Annotated in this window: 13 protein-coding genes; 8 read left to right on the plus strand and 5 right to left on the minus strand. The window is 70.6% G+C overall.

Annotated elements, in window-relative coordinates; translation table 11 throughout:
• Nucleotides 1-39: 39 nt before the first annotated feature.
• From OG747_RS29640 to OG747_RS29655, 4 genes are all read right to left on the minus strand, one after another.
• Nucleotides 40-3,873, minus strand: a complete 3,834-nt coding sequence (locus OG747_RS29640; protein ID WP_405882431.1) for a multifunctional oxoglutarate decarboxylase/oxoglutarate dehydrogenase thiamine pyrophosphate-binding subunit/dihydrolipoyllysine-residue succinyltransferase subunit — start codon at nucleotides 3,871-3,873, stop codon at nucleotides 40-42.
• Between the two features lie 282 nt (nucleotides 3,874-4,155).
• Complete coding sequence (locus tag OG747_RS29645) at nucleotides 4,156-5,211, minus strand: ATP-binding protein (RefSeq protein WP_405882432.1); 1,056 nt, start codon at nucleotides 5,209-5,211, stop codon at nucleotides 4,156-4,158.
• A 181-nt stretch (nucleotides 5,212-5,392) separates the two neighbouring features.
• Nucleotides 5,393-6,130, minus strand: coding sequence for a response regulator transcription factor (locus OG747_RS29650; protein ID WP_405882433.1), 738 nt, complete (start codon nucleotides 6,128-6,130; stop codon nucleotides 5,393-5,395).
• A 113-nt stretch (nucleotides 6,131-6,243) separates the two neighbouring features.
• Nucleotides 6,244-6,921: a spermidine synthase gene (locus OG747_RS29655; RefSeq protein ID WP_405882434.1), complete on the minus strand. Its 678-nt coding sequence runs from the start codon at nucleotides 6,919-6,921 to the stop codon at nucleotides 6,244-6,246.
• A gap of 474 nt (nucleotides 6,922-7,395) precedes the next feature.
• Here OG747_RS29655 and OG747_RS29660 point away from each other — a divergent pair, with 474 nt between their 5' ends.
• The 4 genes from OG747_RS29660 to OG747_RS29675 all read left to right on the plus strand — a co-directional run bounded on the left by OG747_RS29660 (nucleotide 7,396) and on the right by OG747_RS29675 (nucleotide 12,032).
• Entirely contained in the window at nucleotides 7,396-8,331 is a 936-nt protein-coding gene (locus OG747_RS29660; protein WP_405882435.1) for a rhomboid-like protein, read from the plus strand.
• A 49-nt stretch (nucleotides 8,332-8,380) separates the two neighbouring features.
• Nucleotides 8,381-8,578 (plus strand): hypothetical protein, encoded by a 198-nt coding sequence (locus OG747_RS29665; protein WP_405882436.1) that lies wholly within the window; start codon nucleotides 8,381-8,383, stop codon nucleotides 8,576-8,578.
• 225 nt (nucleotides 8,579-8,803) lie between these two features.
• Nucleotides 8,804-11,230, plus strand: a complete 2,427-nt coding sequence (gene lon / locus OG747_RS29670; protein ID WP_405882437.1) for an endopeptidase La — start codon at nucleotides 8,804-8,806, stop codon at nucleotides 11,228-11,230.
• 283 nt (nucleotides 11,231-11,513) lie between these two features.
• Nucleotides 11,514-12,032, plus strand: coding sequence for a MarR family winged helix-turn-helix transcriptional regulator (locus tag OG747_RS29675; RefSeq protein ID WP_405882438.1), 519 nt, complete (start codon nucleotides 11,514-11,516; stop codon nucleotides 12,030-12,032).
• A 66-nt stretch (nucleotides 12,033-12,098) separates the two neighbouring features.
• Here OG747_RS29675 and OG747_RS29680 read toward each other — a convergent pair whose 3' ends face one another.
• Nucleotides 12,099-12,917, minus strand: coding sequence for a hypothetical protein (locus tag OG747_RS29680; protein ID WP_405882439.1), 819 nt, complete (start codon nucleotides 12,915-12,917; stop codon nucleotides 12,099-12,101).
• A gap of 416 nt (nucleotides 12,918-13,333) precedes the next feature.
• Here OG747_RS29680 and OG747_RS29685 point away from each other — a divergent pair, with 416 nt between their 5' ends.
• From OG747_RS29685 to OG747_RS29700, 4 genes are read left to right on the plus strand one after another with little or no spacing between them, the layout of a single operon-like run.
• The gene (locus OG747_RS29685) at nucleotides 13,334-16,216 is read left to right on the plus strand and encodes a nitrate- and nitrite sensing domain-containing protein (RefSeq protein ID WP_405885746.1); all 2,883 of its coding nucleotides are present in this window, start codon (nucleotides 13,334-13,336) and stop codon (nucleotides 16,214-16,216) included.
• Nucleotides 16,213-16,716 (plus strand): roadblock/LC7 domain-containing protein, encoded by a 504-nt coding sequence (locus OG747_RS29690; RefSeq protein ID WP_405882440.1) that lies wholly within the window; start codon nucleotides 16,213-16,215, stop codon nucleotides 16,714-16,716. Before OG747_RS29685 ends, OG747_RS29690 begins: the two co-directional genes overlap by 4 nt.
• Nucleotides 16,713-17,120 carry a DUF742 domain-containing protein gene (locus OG747_RS29695; protein WP_075028888.1) on the plus strand — a complete coding sequence of 136 codons (408 nt, stop codon included), beginning with the start codon at nucleotides 16,713-16,715 and terminating at the stop codon, nucleotides 17,118-17,120. Before OG747_RS29690 ends, OG747_RS29695 begins: the two co-directional genes overlap by 4 nt.
• A gap of 37 nt (nucleotides 17,121-17,157) precedes the next feature.
• On the plus strand, nucleotides 17,158-17,793 hold the full coding sequence (locus OG747_RS29700; RefSeq protein ID WP_405885747.1) for a GTP-binding protein: 636 nt from the start codon (nucleotides 17,158-17,160) through the stop codon (nucleotides 17,791-17,793).
• Nucleotides 17,794-17,810 lie beyond the last annotated feature (17 nt).

Below are 17,810 nucleotides of genomic sequence, written 5' to 3' on the forward strand. Positions count from 1 at the left end.
GACTGGGGGCCGGGCCCTTCGGCAGGCGGGTTCAGAGGCTCAGGCCTCGAACACCTCACGCACCAGCTGCTCCTGCTCGGCCTGGTGCCGCTTCGCCGAGCCCACGGCCGGCGACGAGGACGCCGGACGCGAGATGCGGCGCAGGCGCTCGCCGTGCGGGACGTCGGCGCCGACCGCCAGGTCGAGGTGGTCGATCAGGTTGAGGGCGATGAAGGGCCACGCGCCCTGGTTCGCCGGCTCCTCCTGGGCCCACAGGTACTTCTCGGCGTTCGGGTACTTGGCGATCTCCGCCTGGAGCTCCGCACCCGCGAGGGGGTACAGGCGCTCGATGCGGATGATCGCCGTGTCCGTGACGCCGCGCTTCTGCCGCTCGGCCTCGAGGTCGTAGTACAGCTTGCCGGCGCAGAAGACGACCCTGCGGACGGCGGCCGGGTCGGCCGACTCGTCGCCGATCACCGGGCGGAACTGACCCGACGTGAACTCCTCCGTCTTCGACGCGGCGGCCTTGAGGCGCAGCATCGACTTCGGGGTGAAGACCACCAGCGGCTTGTGGTGCGGGTTGTGCACCTGCCACCGCAGGAGGTGGAAGTAGTTCGACGGGAGTGTCGGCTGGGCGACCGTCATGTTGTTCTGGGCGCACATCTGGAGGAAGCGCTCGATGCGCGCGGACGAGTGGTCCGGGCCCTGACCCTCGTAGCCGTGGGGGAGCAGCAGCGTGACGCCGGACGTCTGGCCCCACTTCTGCTCCGCCGCCGAGATGTACTCGTCGACGACCGTCTGCGCGCCGTTGACGAAGTCGCCGAACTGCGCCTCCCACATCACGAGGGACTCGGGACGGGCCAGCGAGTAGCCGTACTCGAAGCCCATGACCGCGTACTCGGAGAGCAGGGAGTCGTAGACGTTGTAGCGGGCCTGGTCGTCCGCGAGGTACTGCAGCGGGGTGAAGTCCTCGCCCGTGACCCGGTCGATCAGCACCGCGTGGCGTTGGCCGAAGGTGCCGCGGCGGGAGTCCTGGCCGGAGAGACGGACAGGGGTGCCCTCGAGGAGCAGCGAGCCGACGGCGAGGGTCTCGCCCATGCCCCAGTCGATCGTGCCGTCCTCGATCATCGCCGCCCGGCGCTGCAGCTGCGGCAGCAGCCGCGGGTGCACGGTGACGTGGTCGGGGATGTTGACCTGGGACTCGGCGATCCGCTTCACGACCTCCTGGGAGACCGCGGTCTGCATGGCCACCGGGAACTCGGCCCGCGGGTCCGCGATCTGTACCTCGGCCGCCTGCGAGACGGCCTCGCGGACCTCGGTGAAGACCTTCTCCAGCTGGCCCTGGAAGTCCTGGAGGGCTTGTTCGGCTTCCTCGAGCGTGATGTCGCCGCGGCCGATCAGGGACTCGGTGTACAGCTTGCGCACCGAGCGCTTCTTGTCGATCAGGTCGTACATCAGCGGCTGCGTGAACGCCGGGTTGTCGGACTCGTTGTGTCCGCGGCGGCGGTAGCAGATGAGGTCGATGACGACGTCCTTGTTGAACGCCTGGCGGAACTCGAAGGCCAGGCGAGCGACGCGGACGACGGCCTCGGGGTCGTCGCCGTTCACGTGGAAGATCGGGGCCTCGATCATCCTCGCCACGTCCGTCGCGTACATCGACGAGCGAGAGGACTCCGGGGCCGCCGTGAAGCCGACCTGGTTGTTGATGACGATGTGGACCGTGCCGCCGGTGCGGTAGCCGCGCAGCTGCGACATGTTCAGCGTCTCGGCGACCACACCCTGGCCCGCGAAGGCCGCGTCACCGTGCAGGGCGACCGGCAGGACCGTGAAGTCCGTGCCGCCCTTGTTGATGACGTCCTGCTTGGCGCGGGCGATGCCCTCGATGATCGGGTCGACCGTCTCCAGGTGGGACGGGTTGGCCGCCAGCGAGACCTTGATCTGCTCGCCGTCCAGGCCGGTGAAGGTGCCCTGGGCGCCCAGGTGGTACTTCACGTCGCCGGAGCCGTGCATCGACTTCGGGTCGAGGTTGCCCTCGAACTCGCGGAAGATCTGCGCGTACGACTTGCCGACGATGTTGGCGAGGACGTTCAGGCGGCCACGGTGGGCCATGCCGATGACGACCTCGTCCAGGCGGGACTCCGCGGCGCTGTCGATGACGGCGTCCAGGAGCGGGATGACGGACTCGCCGCCCTCCAGGGAGAAGCGCTTCTGGCCGACGTACTTCGTCTGCAGGAAGGTCTCGAAGGCCTCCGCCGCGTTCAGCCGGCGCAGGATGCGCAGCTGCTCCTCGCGCTCCGGCTTGGAGTGCGGGCGCTCGACGCGGTCCTGGATCCACTTGCGCTGCTTCGGGTCCTGGATGTGCATGAACTCGATGCCGGTGGTGCGGCAGTACGAGTCGCGCAGCACGCCGAGGATGTCGCGCAGCTTCATCATCGACTTGCCGGAGAAGCCGCCGACCGCGAACTCGCGCTCCAGGTCCCACAGGGTGAGGCCGTGCTCGGTGATGTCGAGGTCGGGGTGCTTGCGCTGGCGGTACTCGAGCGGGTCGGTGTCGGCCATGACGTGGCCGCGTACCCGGTAGGAGTGGATCAGCTCGAAGACACGGGCGGCCTTGGTGACGTCGTCGTCGTGGCTGGCGTCGATGTCCTTGAGCCAGCGGACCGGCTCGTAGGGGATGCGCAGCGACTCGAAGACCTCGTCGAAGAAGCCGCTCTCGCCGAGCAGGAGGTTCGCGACGACCCGCAGGAACTCGCCGGAGGCGGCGCCCTGGATCACCCGGTGGTCGTAGGTCGACGTGAGCGTCATGACCTTCGCGATGCCGAGCTTGTTCAGGGTGTCCTGGGAGGTGCCCTGGAACTCCGCCGGGTAGTCCATGGAGCCGACGCCCATGATGACCGACTGGCCGGGCATCAGACGCGGGACCGAGTGGACGGTGCCGAGGCCACCGGGGTTGGTCAGGGAGACCGTGACACCGGTGAAGTCGTCCATCGTGAGCTTGCCGTCGCGGGCGCGGCGGACGATGTCCTCGTAGGCCTGCCAGAACTCGAAGAAGTTCAGCGTCTCGGCCTTCTTGATGCCGGCGACGACGAGCTGGCGGTCACCGTTCGGCTTCACCAGGTCGATGGCGAGACCGAAGTTGACGTGCGGAGGCTTGACGAGGGTCGGCTTCCCGTCCTTCTCCGCGTAGTGCCAGTTCATCGACGGCATGGCCTTGATGGCCTGCACCATCGCGTAGCCGATGAGGTGGGTGAAGGAGATCTTCCCGCCCCGGGCGCGCTTCAGGTGGTTGTTGATGACGATGCGGTTGTCGAAGAGCAGCTTCACCGGGACCGCGCGCACGGACGTGGCCGTGGGCACCTCGATCGAGGCGTTCATGTTCTTCGCGACCGCGGCGGCGGGCCCGCGCAGCGGGACGACCTCGGGGCCTTCGGGGGCCCCGGTCGCGGGCTCGGCCTTCGGCTTGGCGGCGGCCGGGGCGGCCTTCGCGGGAGCCGGGGCGACGGCAGCGGGCTTCGGCGGCACCGGAGCAGCCGCAGGAGCGGGCGCGGGAGCCGCCGGGGCGACAGGAGCCGCGGGAGCGGCCTGAGCCGGGGCTGCGGGCGCGACAGGAGCCGCGGGCGCGGCGGGCGCGGCCGGAGGCGCTGCCGACGGGGTGGTGGTCCCTGCGGCCCCCGCGGCCGCAGTACCCGCCGGAGCCGAGGCGGCAGGAGCCCCCGGCTTGTAGTCGGCGAAGAAGTCCCACCAGGCTCGGTCTACCGAATTCGGGTCCTGGAGGTACTGCTGATAGATCTCGTCGACGAGCCATTCGTTCGCACCGAACGCGGCCGCGGGGTTCTTCCCGGCGGCTTGGTCATCGGTCGAGATGCTCGAGTTACTGGGGGACTGTGGCGACACGGCGGCAACCGCCCTCTTCCGCTTCACAAGGTTATGGACAGCGGAAATAAAGGCTACGCCTCCATGGCCGAGAAGGTCAGGCCGGGCCGGTCCAACGTCACGTAAGTCACATCAGAAAGCGTGTTTCGGGGAGGGAAATGGCGGGAAACAAGCGGGGTTCCGGTCCGGAACGGGTACGCCGATTCAGGGTCGCGGTACGCCTCACACGGCCCTCTGCCTGATCACACGTGTCCACGAGCACGGGACACCGATGGATCTTGTGGCTCCGGTTCGAACTTTACGTCAACTTGGAAGAGATGGAAGCCCTGGAAGGGTGACCTGGATCCGGCAGCCCCGCTGGGATTCGGCCACGCCGATCCGTCCGCCGTGCAGATCGACCGCCCAGCGGGCGATCGCGAGCCCGAGGCCCGTACCGCCGTCGCTGCCCGGGCCGTGCGGCGAGGGCACCCCGCCGCGGTTGAAGCGCTCGAAGACGCGGTGCCACTCCGACTGCGGAATGCCGGGGCCCTCGTCCAGGATCTCCAGGGCCAGCGACTCCGGGAGGTCGCCCCGCCGCGCCTTCACCGTCACCCGGCCGTGCGGCGGGCTGTGCTTGACCGCGTTGTCGATGAGATTCGCCACGACCTGGTGGATCCGCTCCGGGTCCGCGTGCGCGGTCAGTTCCGGCGGGGACACGTCGAGGTGCAGATGGACGTCCGTGCGGGTGTGGACGCCGGAGCCCGAGGCGATGCCCGCGCGCGCGGAGGCGACCATATTGGCCTCCTTGAGCACGCCGGACAGGTACGGCCACACCTCGAAACGGCGCTTGCGCAGGGGTACGACGCCGTTGTCCAGCCGGGAGAGGTCCAGCAACGTCTCCACCAGCCGGCCGAGGCGCTCGGTCTGCTTCAGGGCCGTACGCATCGTCTCGGGGTCGGCGGCCGAGACGCCGTCCACGACGTTCTCCAGGACCGCGCGCAGACCCGCGATGGGGGTGCGCAGCTCGTGCGAGACATTCGCCACGAGCTCCTTGCGCTGGCGGTCCTGGGCCTCCAGCTCGTCGGCCATGAGGTTGATCGTCTGCGCCAGGTCGCCGAGCTCGTCGCGGCGGTTCTCGCGGACCCGGCGCGTGTAGTCGCCGTGCGAGATGGACCGGGCCACGGCGTTCATCTCGTCCAGCGGCGCGGTGAGCGAATGGGCCACGAACTGCGTTATCAGCAGTGTGGCGATCATTGAGAAGACCGTGATGAAGCGCAGCTCCGTCTGCGTGCGCACCGCGATCATCAGCAGACCGGTGGTGATGAAGACCGAGACGACGACCAGCGTGCCCAGCTTCGTCTTGATCGAGAACGGGCGCACGGAGCCCCAGGACCCCGCGCTCCCGGTCCCGACCTCGACTCCGGTTCCTGTCGGGGGCCCGACTCCGGTTCCTGTCCCGGCTCCGGCCCCGACACGGGCTCCGGTTCCGGTTCCGGTTCCGCGCTCTTCCGGTCCGCTCATGAGATCAGCCCCCTCAAACAGGTCCCTGAAGAGGCCCCGCTCAGGGAGCCGGGGTCTCCAGCGCGTAGCCCACGCCGTGGACGGTACGGATCCGCTCGGCGCCGATCTTCCGGCGCAGTGCCTTGATGTGGCTGTCCACGGTCCGCGTGCCCGAGGCGTCCGCCCAGTCCCAGACCTCGGCCAGCAACTGCTCGCGGGAGAGTACCGCGCGCGGCGTGTTGGCCAGGCAGACCAGGAGGTCGAATTCGGTGGGAGTGAGGTGCACGTCCTCCGAGCGCACCCGCACCCGGCGCTGCGCGTGGTCGATCTCCAGCTCGCCGAGGCGCAGGATCCCGGTGCGCGGCGTCGAGGCGGCCACCACGGCCCGCTCGACCCGGCGCAGCAGGACGTGCACGCGCGCGGCCAGCTCGCGCATCGAGAACGGCTTGGTCATGTAGTCGTCGGCGCCGACGCCGAGCCCGACCAGCATGTCGGTCTCGTCGTCGCGCGCGGTGAGCATCAGCACCGGCACCGGGCGCTGGGCCTGCACGCGCCGGCAGACCTCCAGGCCGTCGAAGCCGGGCAGCATGATGTCGAGGATCAGCAGGTCGGGCTGCCAGGCCTCCGCTGTGTCGACGGCGGCCGGTCCGTCGCCCGCGGTTTGCACGAGGAATCCCTCGGCTCGCAGGCGGGCCGCGATGGCGTCGACGATCGTCGGGTCGTCCTCGACCACCAGCACCCGGCGCTGAGCGCCCGGCGTCGCCGCCGTGCCGTTGTGGGATGTGTGGGTCTGCTCCATCGCCCGCCCCTGAGGTGTGCTTTCCGGAATCCGTGGGGTGATCCCATGACTGCGCTTGACGCTTGAATCATCTGCGCCAGGGAAGCAGGGTACGGGCAGTGACCTTCGCTCGGCTATCCAGGCCTGATCGCGAGATGGACGACGTCCGGAACGCCCCGGGCAACCGGGATCTCTTCGGTACGCACCCGACGGAATCCGGCATTCCGCAAGGTAACTTCAAATTCCGGAGAGGGCTGCGCCGACCACACGGCGAGTACCCCGCCCGGCCTCAACGCCCTTGCGCAGCTTGCCAGTCCGGCCGGTCCGTACAGGCCGTCGTTGTCCTCGGTGACGGTCCAGTCGGGCCCGTTGTCGATGTCCAGGCACAGTGCGTCGTACGTGGCGGAAATCTCATTGACGTGAGCGAGCAGGTCGGCTTCCACGATGTCGGTCCGCGGGTCGGCGAACGCCGCCGCGGAGAGCTGTGCCAACGGCCCGTCGCGGTGCCATTCGATGACGGCCCGCTCGCGTTCGACGACGGTGATGCGCCCCCAACGCGGGTCCGCCGCGGCATGGGTGAGCGAGAACCCGACGCCGAGGCCCCCGATCAGCACACTCGGCTCCGCCCGCCCGTCCAGGGCGTCCAACGCGGCGTCGACGAGCAACCGCTCCGAGCGGCCGTCGGAGGTGTCCATCAGGAAGCACCCGTTGGCGATGATCTGCAGCAGCTCCCCGTGCCGCCGCAACACGACCTCACCGTACGGGCCTTCTCGGCGATCGATGACTACAGGGATGTCGTACGAGGCAGTCATGACTCCCATCCTGACAGTTTCACCAGGAAGGGCAGCCGAATTAATTCTGAGGGGGCCGGAGATTCAGCCCGTGCCCGTAGGGAAACACCGGACCCTCTCGGCGCTGTTGGGGGACGCCGGGCCATGCCGCCTCCATCGCGGCCGCGGGGTACGGCAGTTCGAACTGCGGCGGCGTCTCGACCCCGGCGTGTCGACATGGCCGTCCGTTGCGGCGCTGTTCCGACCGGCTGCCGCGCTCGTCACCTCTTCGGCGCCAGACTGCCCTCGGACTGCCCTCGGACTGCCCTCGGACTGCCCTCGGGCTCCCCTCGGACGCGCGTACGGACCGGCTCGGACGTGCGTGCGGACGTGGAGATCGCGGACGCCGGTCACGCCTGTCGGGTTGCTATGAATCCCCTTGCACGTGGCGTCGGTCATAGACAGCGATACGCCAGGACACCAAGGGTGGGGCGGAGACGGAAGGAGCACTTCATCTTGGACCGGAGCACGACCGCGACGGCAACGGCCACGACCGCGAGGGTCACGGCCACGGCTACGGCCACGGCGGCCTCCTCGGCCGATGCCGCGCCCAGGGACCCGGAGACGGGCACGCTTCTGCTGGACGGGATGCCGCGACAGCGCGGCGGTATGCCCCCCGTCGCGGTGCCGCCTCCCGTCGCGGTGCCGGCCTGCGTATCGGCCCCGGCTGCCGTACGGGCCCGCGCCAGGCTTCGTTCGCTGCGCTCCCTCCGCCCCTGGCGGCTGTTCCCCACCCCCACCGGGACGCCCTTCACCTTCGGGTACGCGGCCGTGCTCATCGTCACCTCGGTGGTGGCCGACTACGCGGACCCGTCCCTGGTGCACGCGTTGCATCAGGGCTCCAGCACGGACGTCGCGCACCTCGTACGGAATCCGGTACTGGTGCTGGTGGCCAGTGCGCTGTGGATCGTGGGCGGGGTCACCTCGTCGTACGCGATCGGGTTCCTGCTGGTGCTGACCGCTCTGGAGCGGCGGATAGGCGGGCTGCGGGCGGCCGGGGTCTTCCTGTTCGGGCACGGCGTGGCCACGCTGGCCACCGAGGTGCCCGTCGGGCTTTTGGTACTGGCGGGACACCTTCCCGACAGCTCGCTGCACCGCCTCGACTACGGCATCAGCTTTGGCGTCGCCGCGAGCCTCGGCGCGCTGACGGGGCTGCTGACGCCGTGGCTGCGCTGGCCGATGCTGATCGGCTTCGGCGGGATGCTCGTCGGCGATCTGCTCGCCTTCACCGACCCGATGACGGACTGGGGGCACCTGATGTCCCTGGCGATCGGCGTCTCGACCTGGCCGCTGGTACGGGGCTGGAGGCGCGCGCGTACGGGGGCGGCCCGGAATCCCGGCGCCCCCGCCGTCGTCCGCACCGCTCAGGCACCCGGCGCCATCGCCGCGTAGCGCCTCGCGGCGTCTTGGGGCGGCCAGGAGCGGCCAGGAGCGGCCAAGGGTGACCAAGGGTGACCAGGGGAAGCGGTTGGCGCAGTGGGCGGCCGCCCCGGATCGCAGTCCCGCCGAGCTCGCGGCCCACGCCGAGCTGGTCGCCGGGTCCGTGCACCGCTTCTTCCTCGGCCCCCTGGTCACCCGCGCGGTCACCGCGGCCGGTGACGAACTGGCGCAGGAATTCACCCGACGCCTCGGAACATGATCGGAGGACCGCGCCTTATACCTACACGTGTGCCGGATACCTACGCGCGTGCCGGCACACCTCACACGTGCACCTCCGACACGTACACGTAGGCGGACCAGCGGAAATCGCGGGCCATCGCCCCGTCACGGGGCGATCGCTGAGAGCGAACACCCCGTGGGGAACATTCGGGGGCTCACAAGCATTGAGTCGGCATAGCTCAACTTGCTTGTCGAGAGGAAGATCATGGCTGCCGACTCCACGAAGTCCGCCCCCCTCACCCTGCCCGTGCTGCCGCTCGACGACGAGGTCGTGCTGCCCGGAATGGTGGTCCCGCTTGACCTGAACGATGCCGATGTCCGCGCCGCGGTGGAGGCCGCCCAGGCCGCCGCACGGACGGAGCCCGGCAAGCCGAAGGTGCTGCTGGTGCCACGTATCGACGGGGAGTACCCGAGCACCGGTGTGCTCGGCACGGTCGAGCAGGTCGGCCGCCTGGCCGACGGCGACCCGGGTGCGCTGATCCGCGGCCGTGGGCGCGTGAAGATCGGCGCCGGGACGACCGGTCCGGGTGCCGCCCTGTGGGTCGAGGGCACCCGGGTCGACGAGACCGTGCCCGACCCGCTGCCCGGCCATGTCACCGAACTGGTCAAGGAGTACAAGGCCCTCGCCACCAGCTGGCTGCGCAAGCGCGGCGCCTGGCAGGTCGTGGACCGCGTACAGGCCATTGAAGACGTGTCCACCCTCGCCGACAATTCCGGTTACTCGCCTTTCCTGAGCACCGAGCAGAAGGTCACGCTGCTGGAGACCACGGACCCGGTGGCCCGGCTCAAGCTCGCCACCGAGCAGCTGCGTGAGCACCTCGCCGAGCAGGATGTCGCCGAGTCCATCGCCAAGGACGTCCAGGAGGGCGTCGACAAGCAGCAGCGCGAGTTCCTGCTGCGGCGCCAGCTCGAAGCCGTCCGCAAGGAACTGCGCGAGCTGAACGGCGACGCCAAGGAGGGCGAGGAGTCCGATGACTACCGGACCCGCGTCGAGGCCGCCGACCTCCCCGAGAACGTCCGCGAGGCCGCGCTCAAGGAGGTCGACAAGCTGGAGCGGTCCAGCGACCAGTCGCCCGAGGGTGGCTGGATCCGGACCTGGCTCGACACCGTCCTGGAACTGCCGTGGAACGAGCGCACCGAGGACGAGTACGACATCCAGGGCGCCAAGAGCATCCTGGACGCCGAGCACGCCGGTCTTGAGGACGTGAAGGAGCGCATCACCGAGTACCTGGCCGTGCGCAAGCGGCGGTCCGAGCGTGGGCTCGGCGTGGTCGGCGGGCGACGCGGCGGTGCCGTGCTCGCGCTCGTCGGTCCGCCCGGTGTCGGCAAGACCAGCCTCGGTGAGTCCGTCGCGCACGCCATGGGCCGCAAGTTCGTCCGCGTCGCTCTCGGTGGCGTACGGGACGAGGCGGAGATCCGTGGACACCGGCGTACGTACGTCGGTGCGCTGCCCGGCCGTATCGTCCGCGCCATCAAGGAGGCCGGGTCCATGAACCCGGTGGTCCTGCTGGACGAGATCGACAAGGTCGGCTCCGACTTCCGCGGTGACCCCGCCGCGGCGCTGCTCGAAGTCCTCGACCCCGCCCAGAACCACACCTTCCGGGACCACTACCTGGAGGTCGAGCTCGACCTCAGCGACGTGGTGTTCCTGGCGACGGCCAACGTGCTCGAAGCCATCCCGGAGGCCCTGCTCGACCGTATGGAGCTGGTCCGGCTCGACGGGTACACCGAGGACGAGAAGGTCGTCATCGCCCGTGACCACCTGCTGCCGCGTCAGCTGGAGCGGGCCGGTCTGGAGAAGGACGAGGTCGCGCTCGACGAGAGCGCGCTGCGCAAGCTCGCCGGGGAGTACACCCGGGAAGCGGGCGTACGCAACCTGGAGCGGGCCGTCGCCCGGCTGCTCCGCAAGGTCGCGGCGCAGCACGAACTCGGTGAGCGGGAGCTGCCGTTCACGGTGACCGACGCCGATCTGCGCGGGCTGATCGGGCGGCCGCACCACGTGCCCGAGTCCGCTCAGGACCCGGCCGAGCGCCGTACGGCGGTGCCCGGTGTCGCCACCGGTCTGGCCGTCACCGGCGCGGGCGGTGACGTCCTCTTCGTGGAGGCGTCGCTGGCCGACCCGGAGACGGGCGCGGCCGGTCTGACCCTGACCGGTCAGCTGGGTGACGTGATGAAGGAGTCGGCGCAGATCGCCCTCTCCTTCCTGCGCTCGCACGGCGCCGAGCTGGAACTGCCGGTCGGCGACCTGAAGGACCGGGGCGTGCACATCCACTTCCCGGCGGGCGCGGTCCCCAAGGACGGTCCGAGCGCGGGCGTCACGATGACGACGGCGCTGGCCTCGCTGCTGTCCGGCCGGCTGGTCCGCACGGACGTGGCGATGACGGGTGAGGTCTCGCTGACGGGGCGTGTCCTGCCCATCGGCGGGGTGAAGCAGAAGCTGCTCGCCGCGCACCGGGCGGGTGTCACCACGGTCATCATCCCGAAGCGCAACGAGGCCGACCTGGACGACGTCCCTGCCGAGGTCCTGGAGAAGCTCGACGTCCACGCCGTCACGGACGTCCGCCAGGTCCTGGAGCTGGCGCTGTCGCCGGCGACGAACGGCGCGACGGCGGAGGTTCCGGTAGCGGCGTGACGGACGTTGCCGGATGAGGGAAGGCCCGGGTCCCGTGAGGGAGGCCCGGGCCTTCGCCCTGTTGCGGGGAGGGGCCGGACCGCCGTGGCCGAGCCCCGAGTCGGAAGGCGTCGGCGGTCGGCGGCTAGAAGTCGGCGGTCGGCGGTCGGCGCGGGAAGGGGTAAGAGGTAAGGGTGACCAGGGGATGCCGTTGGTATACGCCTGCGAAATACTGACGGAGCTGCTGGAACGGCTGGTTTTGGCGGAAGCTTTCAGGATCGGGAAACCGGGTCAGGGGTCTGGCGTGCGCGAGGGCGGAAACGGTGACGGACGGGGTGCCGAAGCCGAGGCGTCGGGAAGTGGTGTGGACCGGCCCGCCGCGCACGACGGCAAGGAACGGGAGTTCCTGTCCCTGGAGCGGGAGTTGACCGTGTTCCTGCGCCGCGCCCGCGCCAACCAGGGGGAGATGGCACGCGAGGTCCATCCGGACCTGGAGTCCGCCGCGTACGGGCTCCTCGTACGCCTCGACGAGTGCGGTCGCCAGCGTGCGACGGAGCTCGCCGCCTACATCGGCGTCGGCAAGGCCACCATGTCCCGCCAACTGCGCGCACTGGAGGAGCTCGGCCTGGTCGCCCGCGAGCCGGACCCCGCCGACGGCCGCGCCTGGCTCGTCCACCTCACTGAGGAGGGCCGCGGCCGGGTCAGCCAGGTACGCGAGGCCCGCCGCGCCCGCTACGTCAGCCAGCTCGCCCACTGGGACCCCCACGAGGTCGAGGAACTGGCACGGCTGCTGCACCAACTGAACCTCGGCATGGAGAGATAGATGAAGAAATAAAGGGGGCGGTCAGGGGAGGCAAAGGGGGAAATGACCCGGCGGGCACGCCTCCGTTCACCCGTGTCCTGTGAGGATGCCCCGGTGCTCGCACTCCACGAACACCACCGTCGCGTCGTCGTGCGTCTTGCTCCGCCGCAGCCGCGTCCGCTCCACCGCGTCCGCCCGTTCCAGCGCCCGCACGCGGTCCACGAGGGCCTGTGCGCCCTCCTTGCGTATGACGGTGAACAGGCTGCCCCAGTCGCCCTCGTCGAACTTCTCCACCCAGCGGGTCGCGCCGTCCGTCAGGGCGGCCAGGGCGCGGACCTCGGCCCGGGGCACCGTGCCCGTCACCGCCCGGGCCGCGACCGACGGGTCGGCGGCGGCCGTGAAGAAGCCGCCCTCCTTGTTGCGGACGGTCGCGTCGGCGATCGCGTCCGAGGCGAGGGAGGCGCGGGGGACGCGGATGAGGCGGTCGTCCAGGACCGGTGTGACCAGGCCCGCGGGGGACTCCAGCAAAAGGGCCGAGTCCGACAGGACCAGGTACTCGACGAGGTCGGCGGACCACCGGGCGAGGACCACGGTTGCCTGGGGCGTACGCGGGTGAGAAAGGTCACAGGTGTCGGAGTGGGCCTCGGAAGTGCGCCGGATCGACCGGGAAAGGATCTCCGCCAGGGTCAGATCCCGGCGGGAAGCGGACAGTTCGGTCAGGGCTCCGCCGAGGCGCGCGGAGAACCAGGGGACGGAATGCAGACAGCCGTCGTCACCCGCGGGGGGCGTCACGCCGTCGAGGACGACCAGTGATCCCCCCTGCCCTGACGCCGGAAGTCCGATTGATGCGAAGTCCTCATTGGGGCGGGCCGGGTCACCCGGCTCGGAAACGAGTTCGGTACGCATTCGGCCAGTCTGCACGACCCTTTCACAAGGTGCACGAAAGCCTGGCAACGGTCGCAGGATGGGTACGGAGCCGCAGCTCAGCCGCCGGGTTTGGCATGGAATGATCGACTCCGGCAAGGCGTGGCGGCGAATACTGCCAAAGCGCGCCGTCGACGTCCAACCGACCCGCCGCGCAAGGGGGTCGCGCACGCCAGAGGAACTTGCCCGGCAACTCCCGTCCGGGGTTCACTCCTTCGGGTGGCCGGCCGGATGATGCGGGACCACTGCCCACCGGCACTGGGAGGGTCGGGAACCGATGGGGGCACCCCCTGCTCGAGCGAAGTCGAGAGCTTGGGGGAGGGTGGACGCCCCAGTTGACGGAACGTCACCCGCACCCTTGGGTACACGAGTCAGGAATGCGAGCACCGGTGCAGAAGATGCGGTCTCGGCGCACAGGCAAGCAGTCGGCCTCCGGAGGCAAGCAGTCGGCCTCCGACGGGGGCGCGGAGCGCACGCCGGGTGCCGTGGGGGAGACCCCCGCGGGCAGGGGTCGTCCCGCTCATGTCCGCAATCGGCTGATCGTCGCCGTGGCGGTCGTCGCGGCCGCCATCGCCGGCGCCGGAGCCCCCACGGTCATGGCGGCCTCGGAACAACTGAACGACTCCCAGAACCTGGTGACGCTCGCCGGGCGCACCCAGCAGGCGCTGACGCTCGCCCACGCGCTGGCCGACGAGCGCGACGACGTCACCTCGTACATCGCCGCGGGCCGGCCCAAGTCCAAGGCACCCTCCGAGCAGCGCAGCGCCCGGGTCGACCGGCAGGTCGAGGAGTTGCGGGCGGACGAGGACGCGCCCGCCGTACTGCTGAAGGACCTGAACGACATCGGCACCGTCCGCAGAGCGGCGCTCACCGGCAAGAGCACCGCTCTCGAAGCGCACGAGGCGTACTCCGCCGTCATCACCGATCTCCACGGCCTCGCCGAGGACCTGGCCGAGCAGCTGCCGCCCCGCGCGGGCTCCGGTGCGCACGCCCTCGCCGAGCTGGACTCCGCCGTCCAGCAGTCCGCCGCCGCCCGCGGACTGCTCCTCGCGGCGCTCAACATCCCGGTCACCACCCAGACGGTCATCAGCCCGGTCACCGGCCTGGCGACCACCGTCACAGGCTCCTCCGCCTCGGACACCAAGCAGCGCGACGTGCTCAGCGCCGCCGCCCAGCAGGCCCGGCTGCGCTCGGAGGCGGCCCTCGCGAACTTCCGTGAGACGGCGCCCGAGGCCGCCAGGGCCTCGTACGACTCCACGGTCACGGGGCCGGACGTCACAGCCGCCGACAAGTACCTCACCGACCTCACCGACCAGCCGACGCTCTCCGACTCCGAGCTGGACACCAGCGCGAAGAAGGTGGACGCGGCGCTCTCCGCCCGCGTCGAGCTGATGCGCGGCGCCGAGGCCTCCCTGAACGACCACCGCACCAAGTCCCTGGAGCGGCTGCGCGACGACGACGTCACCGCGCTGGAGATCCGCGTCGCCCTCATCGGCACCCTGATGCTGGTCGCGGTCGGCGTCTCGATGGCGATGGCCCGCTCGCTCACCCGCCCGCTGGCCGTACTGCGGCTCGGCTCGGCCCGCCTCGCCGCGGACCCCGGGGCCGGGGAGCCGGTCAAGTTCACCGGCCGCAACGACGAGTTCGCCCAGGTCGTCCGCTCCGTCAACGCGCTGCACACGCACGCCGCCGCGTTCCACGAGCGGCTCACCACCCTTGAGGCGGACCGCAAGCACCTCATCGGGCAGCGCCAGCTGATGGCCGACGAGCGCGACCAGCTGCGCGCCGAACTCGCCGACGCCGCCGCCCGCTTGGAGCAGGTGCGCGGCACCATCCACGGCACCTTCGTCAACCTCGCGCTGCGCACCCTCGGCCTGGTCGAGCGCCAGCTCGGTGTCATCGAGGGTCTGGAGGAGCGCGAGGAGGACCCGGACCGCCTGGGCACGCTCTTCAAGCTGGACCACTTCGCGACCGTCATGCGGCGCCACAGTGAGAACCTGCTCGTCCTCGCGGGCCATGAACACGTCCAGCACCACGCGGGCCCCGTCCCGCTCGTCGACGTCGTGCGCGCCGCGGTCAGCGAGATCGAGCGCTACGAGCGGGTCCGCATCGCCGCGCTGCCGCCGCACGCGCACCTCGCCGGGTTCGCCGCCGACGACCTCTCGCACCTGCTGGCCGAGCTCCTGGAGAACGCCTCGTCGTTCTCGCCGCCCGACCTGTCCGTCGAGGTCTCCGGCTGGCTGCTGCAGAGCGGCGAGGTGATGCTCTCCGTGCAGGACGAGGGCATCGGCATGGCCGCCGAGCGGATGGTCCAGCTCAACGCCCGCCTCTCCGCGTTCGATCCGGACGACGCCTACGACCAGGAGAGCGGCGAGGGCCTCGGGCTCGGGCTGTACGTGGTGGCCCGGCTGGCCCACCGGCACGGCGTCCGCGTGCAGCTGCGCGAGCAGAAGCAGGGCGGCACCGCGGCCGTGGTCGTCCTCCCGAAGACCCTGCTCGCCACCGCCCCCGCCGTCACGGTCCCCTCGGCCACGCCGGTCCCCGGAGTCGCCCCCTCGGTCACCCTCCCGGGCGCCGACGCGGAGGCCAACTCCAACGTCCTGCGCGGCCGCTCGGCCCTCACGGCGAGGAAGCCCGCCGGTCCGCCCGGTTCGGCCAGTCCGGCCAGTCCGTCCGGTCCCGCCGGGGACGAGGACCCGCTGATCGCCGCCGCGGAGCAGGCCGTACGGGCGGACGCCGCCGCGCAGGAGCCGGTACGCGTCCCCGAGCCGACGACGTCCGAGACCACCATGCTGCTCCTGGCACCGGTGGCCCCGCCGGACGAGCCCGGCGCATCCGAGACACCCTTCGCCCCGGACGTCGTCCCGCCCGCCCGGACCACCCCCGCCGACCCCTACGCCATCGGCCCCGACGCCCACGAACGGGTGGCGGACGAGGAACCGGAGCCGGTCACCGACAAGGGCCTGCCCAAGCGGACGCCGAAGATCTCGGCGCCCGCGCCGGTCCCGCGGCCGCGCGTCGGCGGTGTGGATGCCGAGGCGCTGCGGCGCCGGCTCGGCGGCTTCCACCGGGGTGCCACGGAAGGCCGCCGCGACGTGGAGGCGGAGATCGCCGAACAGACGGCCCAGACGCAGACGCCCACCGCACAGAACACCGCGCACGACGCCGCGCGCAGCACCGCACACGGCACCGCACACGGCACCGCACAGAACACCGCGTTTGACCGCACGCAGGACGCAGTAGACGCATCGGGGGGCACAGTCGAGGAGGCAAGCAGTTGACCGCGCCCAGTACCTTCGGTCTGAGCAGTGAAGCCCGCAATCTGCACTGGCTGCTGACGAATCTCGTCGAGGAGGTGCCGGGCCTCCTGTCGGTCGCGGTCGTCTCCTCCGACGGTCTGTTGCTGCTCTCCTCCGATCCCGGGAGGAACGCGGAGGTCCGCACCGGGGCGGAGGCGCGCCCCACCGGCCCCAAGGGATCCGCCGCCGACCTCGCCACCATCGTCTCCGGCATCGGCAGCCTCACCATCGGCGCCGCCAGTCTGATGGACGCGGGCGGGGTGAAACAGACGATGATCGCGATGGACGAGGGCAGTCTCTTCGTCATGTCGATCAGCGACGGCTCGCTGCTCGGCGTGCACGGCGCCCCGGACTGCGACATGAGCGTGGTGGCGTACCACATGGCGCTCTTCGTCGGCCGGGCCGGCCATGTGCTGACCCCCGAACTCCACAGCGAGCTACGCCAGTCACTCGAAGCCGAGCCGACGGGGAGTGCCCAGTGAGTTCTTCCTCCGCGCCCAAGCTCCCCATACGCGGCGGGGACCGCAAACCGGCCCGCGTGCGCCCCTACTCGCTCACCGGCGGCCGCACCCGCTTCGGGCACGTACTGCTCGTCGAGACGTTCGTGGCGGCGCTCGAAGCACCTGAGGAGCGCAAGGAGCTGACCAACGGCTCGCTCGCGACCCGGGTGATGCCCGAGATGCAGGCCATCGTCGAACTCTGCCGCCGGATGCGCACGGTGGCCGAGATCGCCGCCCTCCTCAGGATGCCGCTGGGCGTGGTCCGCGTCCTCCTGAGCGACCTGGCGGACCAGGGAAAGATCCGCGTGTACGGAACAGGTCACGGCCCGGGACAGCCGGACCGCGCTCTGCTGGAAAGGGTGCTGAATGGACTCCGTCGTCTCTGAGGGCGCGCCGAGAACGGCCTTCCCCGCCACGGCTCCGATGCCGTCGGCCCCGGCCCCGGCCCCGGCCCAGGTGCCGGTGCCCGAGTCCGACGAGAACCTCCAGGCCTGGCAGACGGACCGCACCCGCGCCCCGGTCGCCACGAAGATCGTGGTGGCGGGCGGCTTCGGCGCGGGCAAGACCACGCTGGTCACCGCGGTCTCCGAGATCACGCCCCTCCAGACGGAGGCGCTGATGACCCAGGCCAGCGAGGAGACGGACGACCTCACCGGCACCCCGGACAAACTGACCACGACCGTGGCGATGGACTTCGGCCGCATCACGCTCGACGACGACCTGGTGCTCTATGTGTTCGGTACGCCGGGCCAGCAGCGGTTCTGGTTCATGTGGGACGACCTGGTGCGCGGCGCGATCGGCGCGGTGGTCCTCGCCGACACCCGCCGCCTCAAGGACTGCTTCCCGGCGCTCGACTACTTCGAGAGCTGCGGACTGCCGTACGTCGTCGCGGTCAACCACTTCGACGGCAGCGAGCGGTTCGACGCCGCGGATGTGCGCGAGGCCCTCACGGTGCCCTCGCACATACCTGTCATGATCATGGATGCCAGGCGCCGGATCTCGGTCGTCGAGACCCTGCTCGCGCTGGTGGGGCACGCGCTCGACGTGAGCCCCGAATAAGACGTACACGGAGTTAG

It is taken from the genome of Streptomyces sp. NBC_01384 (assembly GCF_045040035.1).
GTDB lineage: Bacteria > Actinomycetota > Actinomycetes > Streptomycetales > Streptomycetaceae > Streptomyces.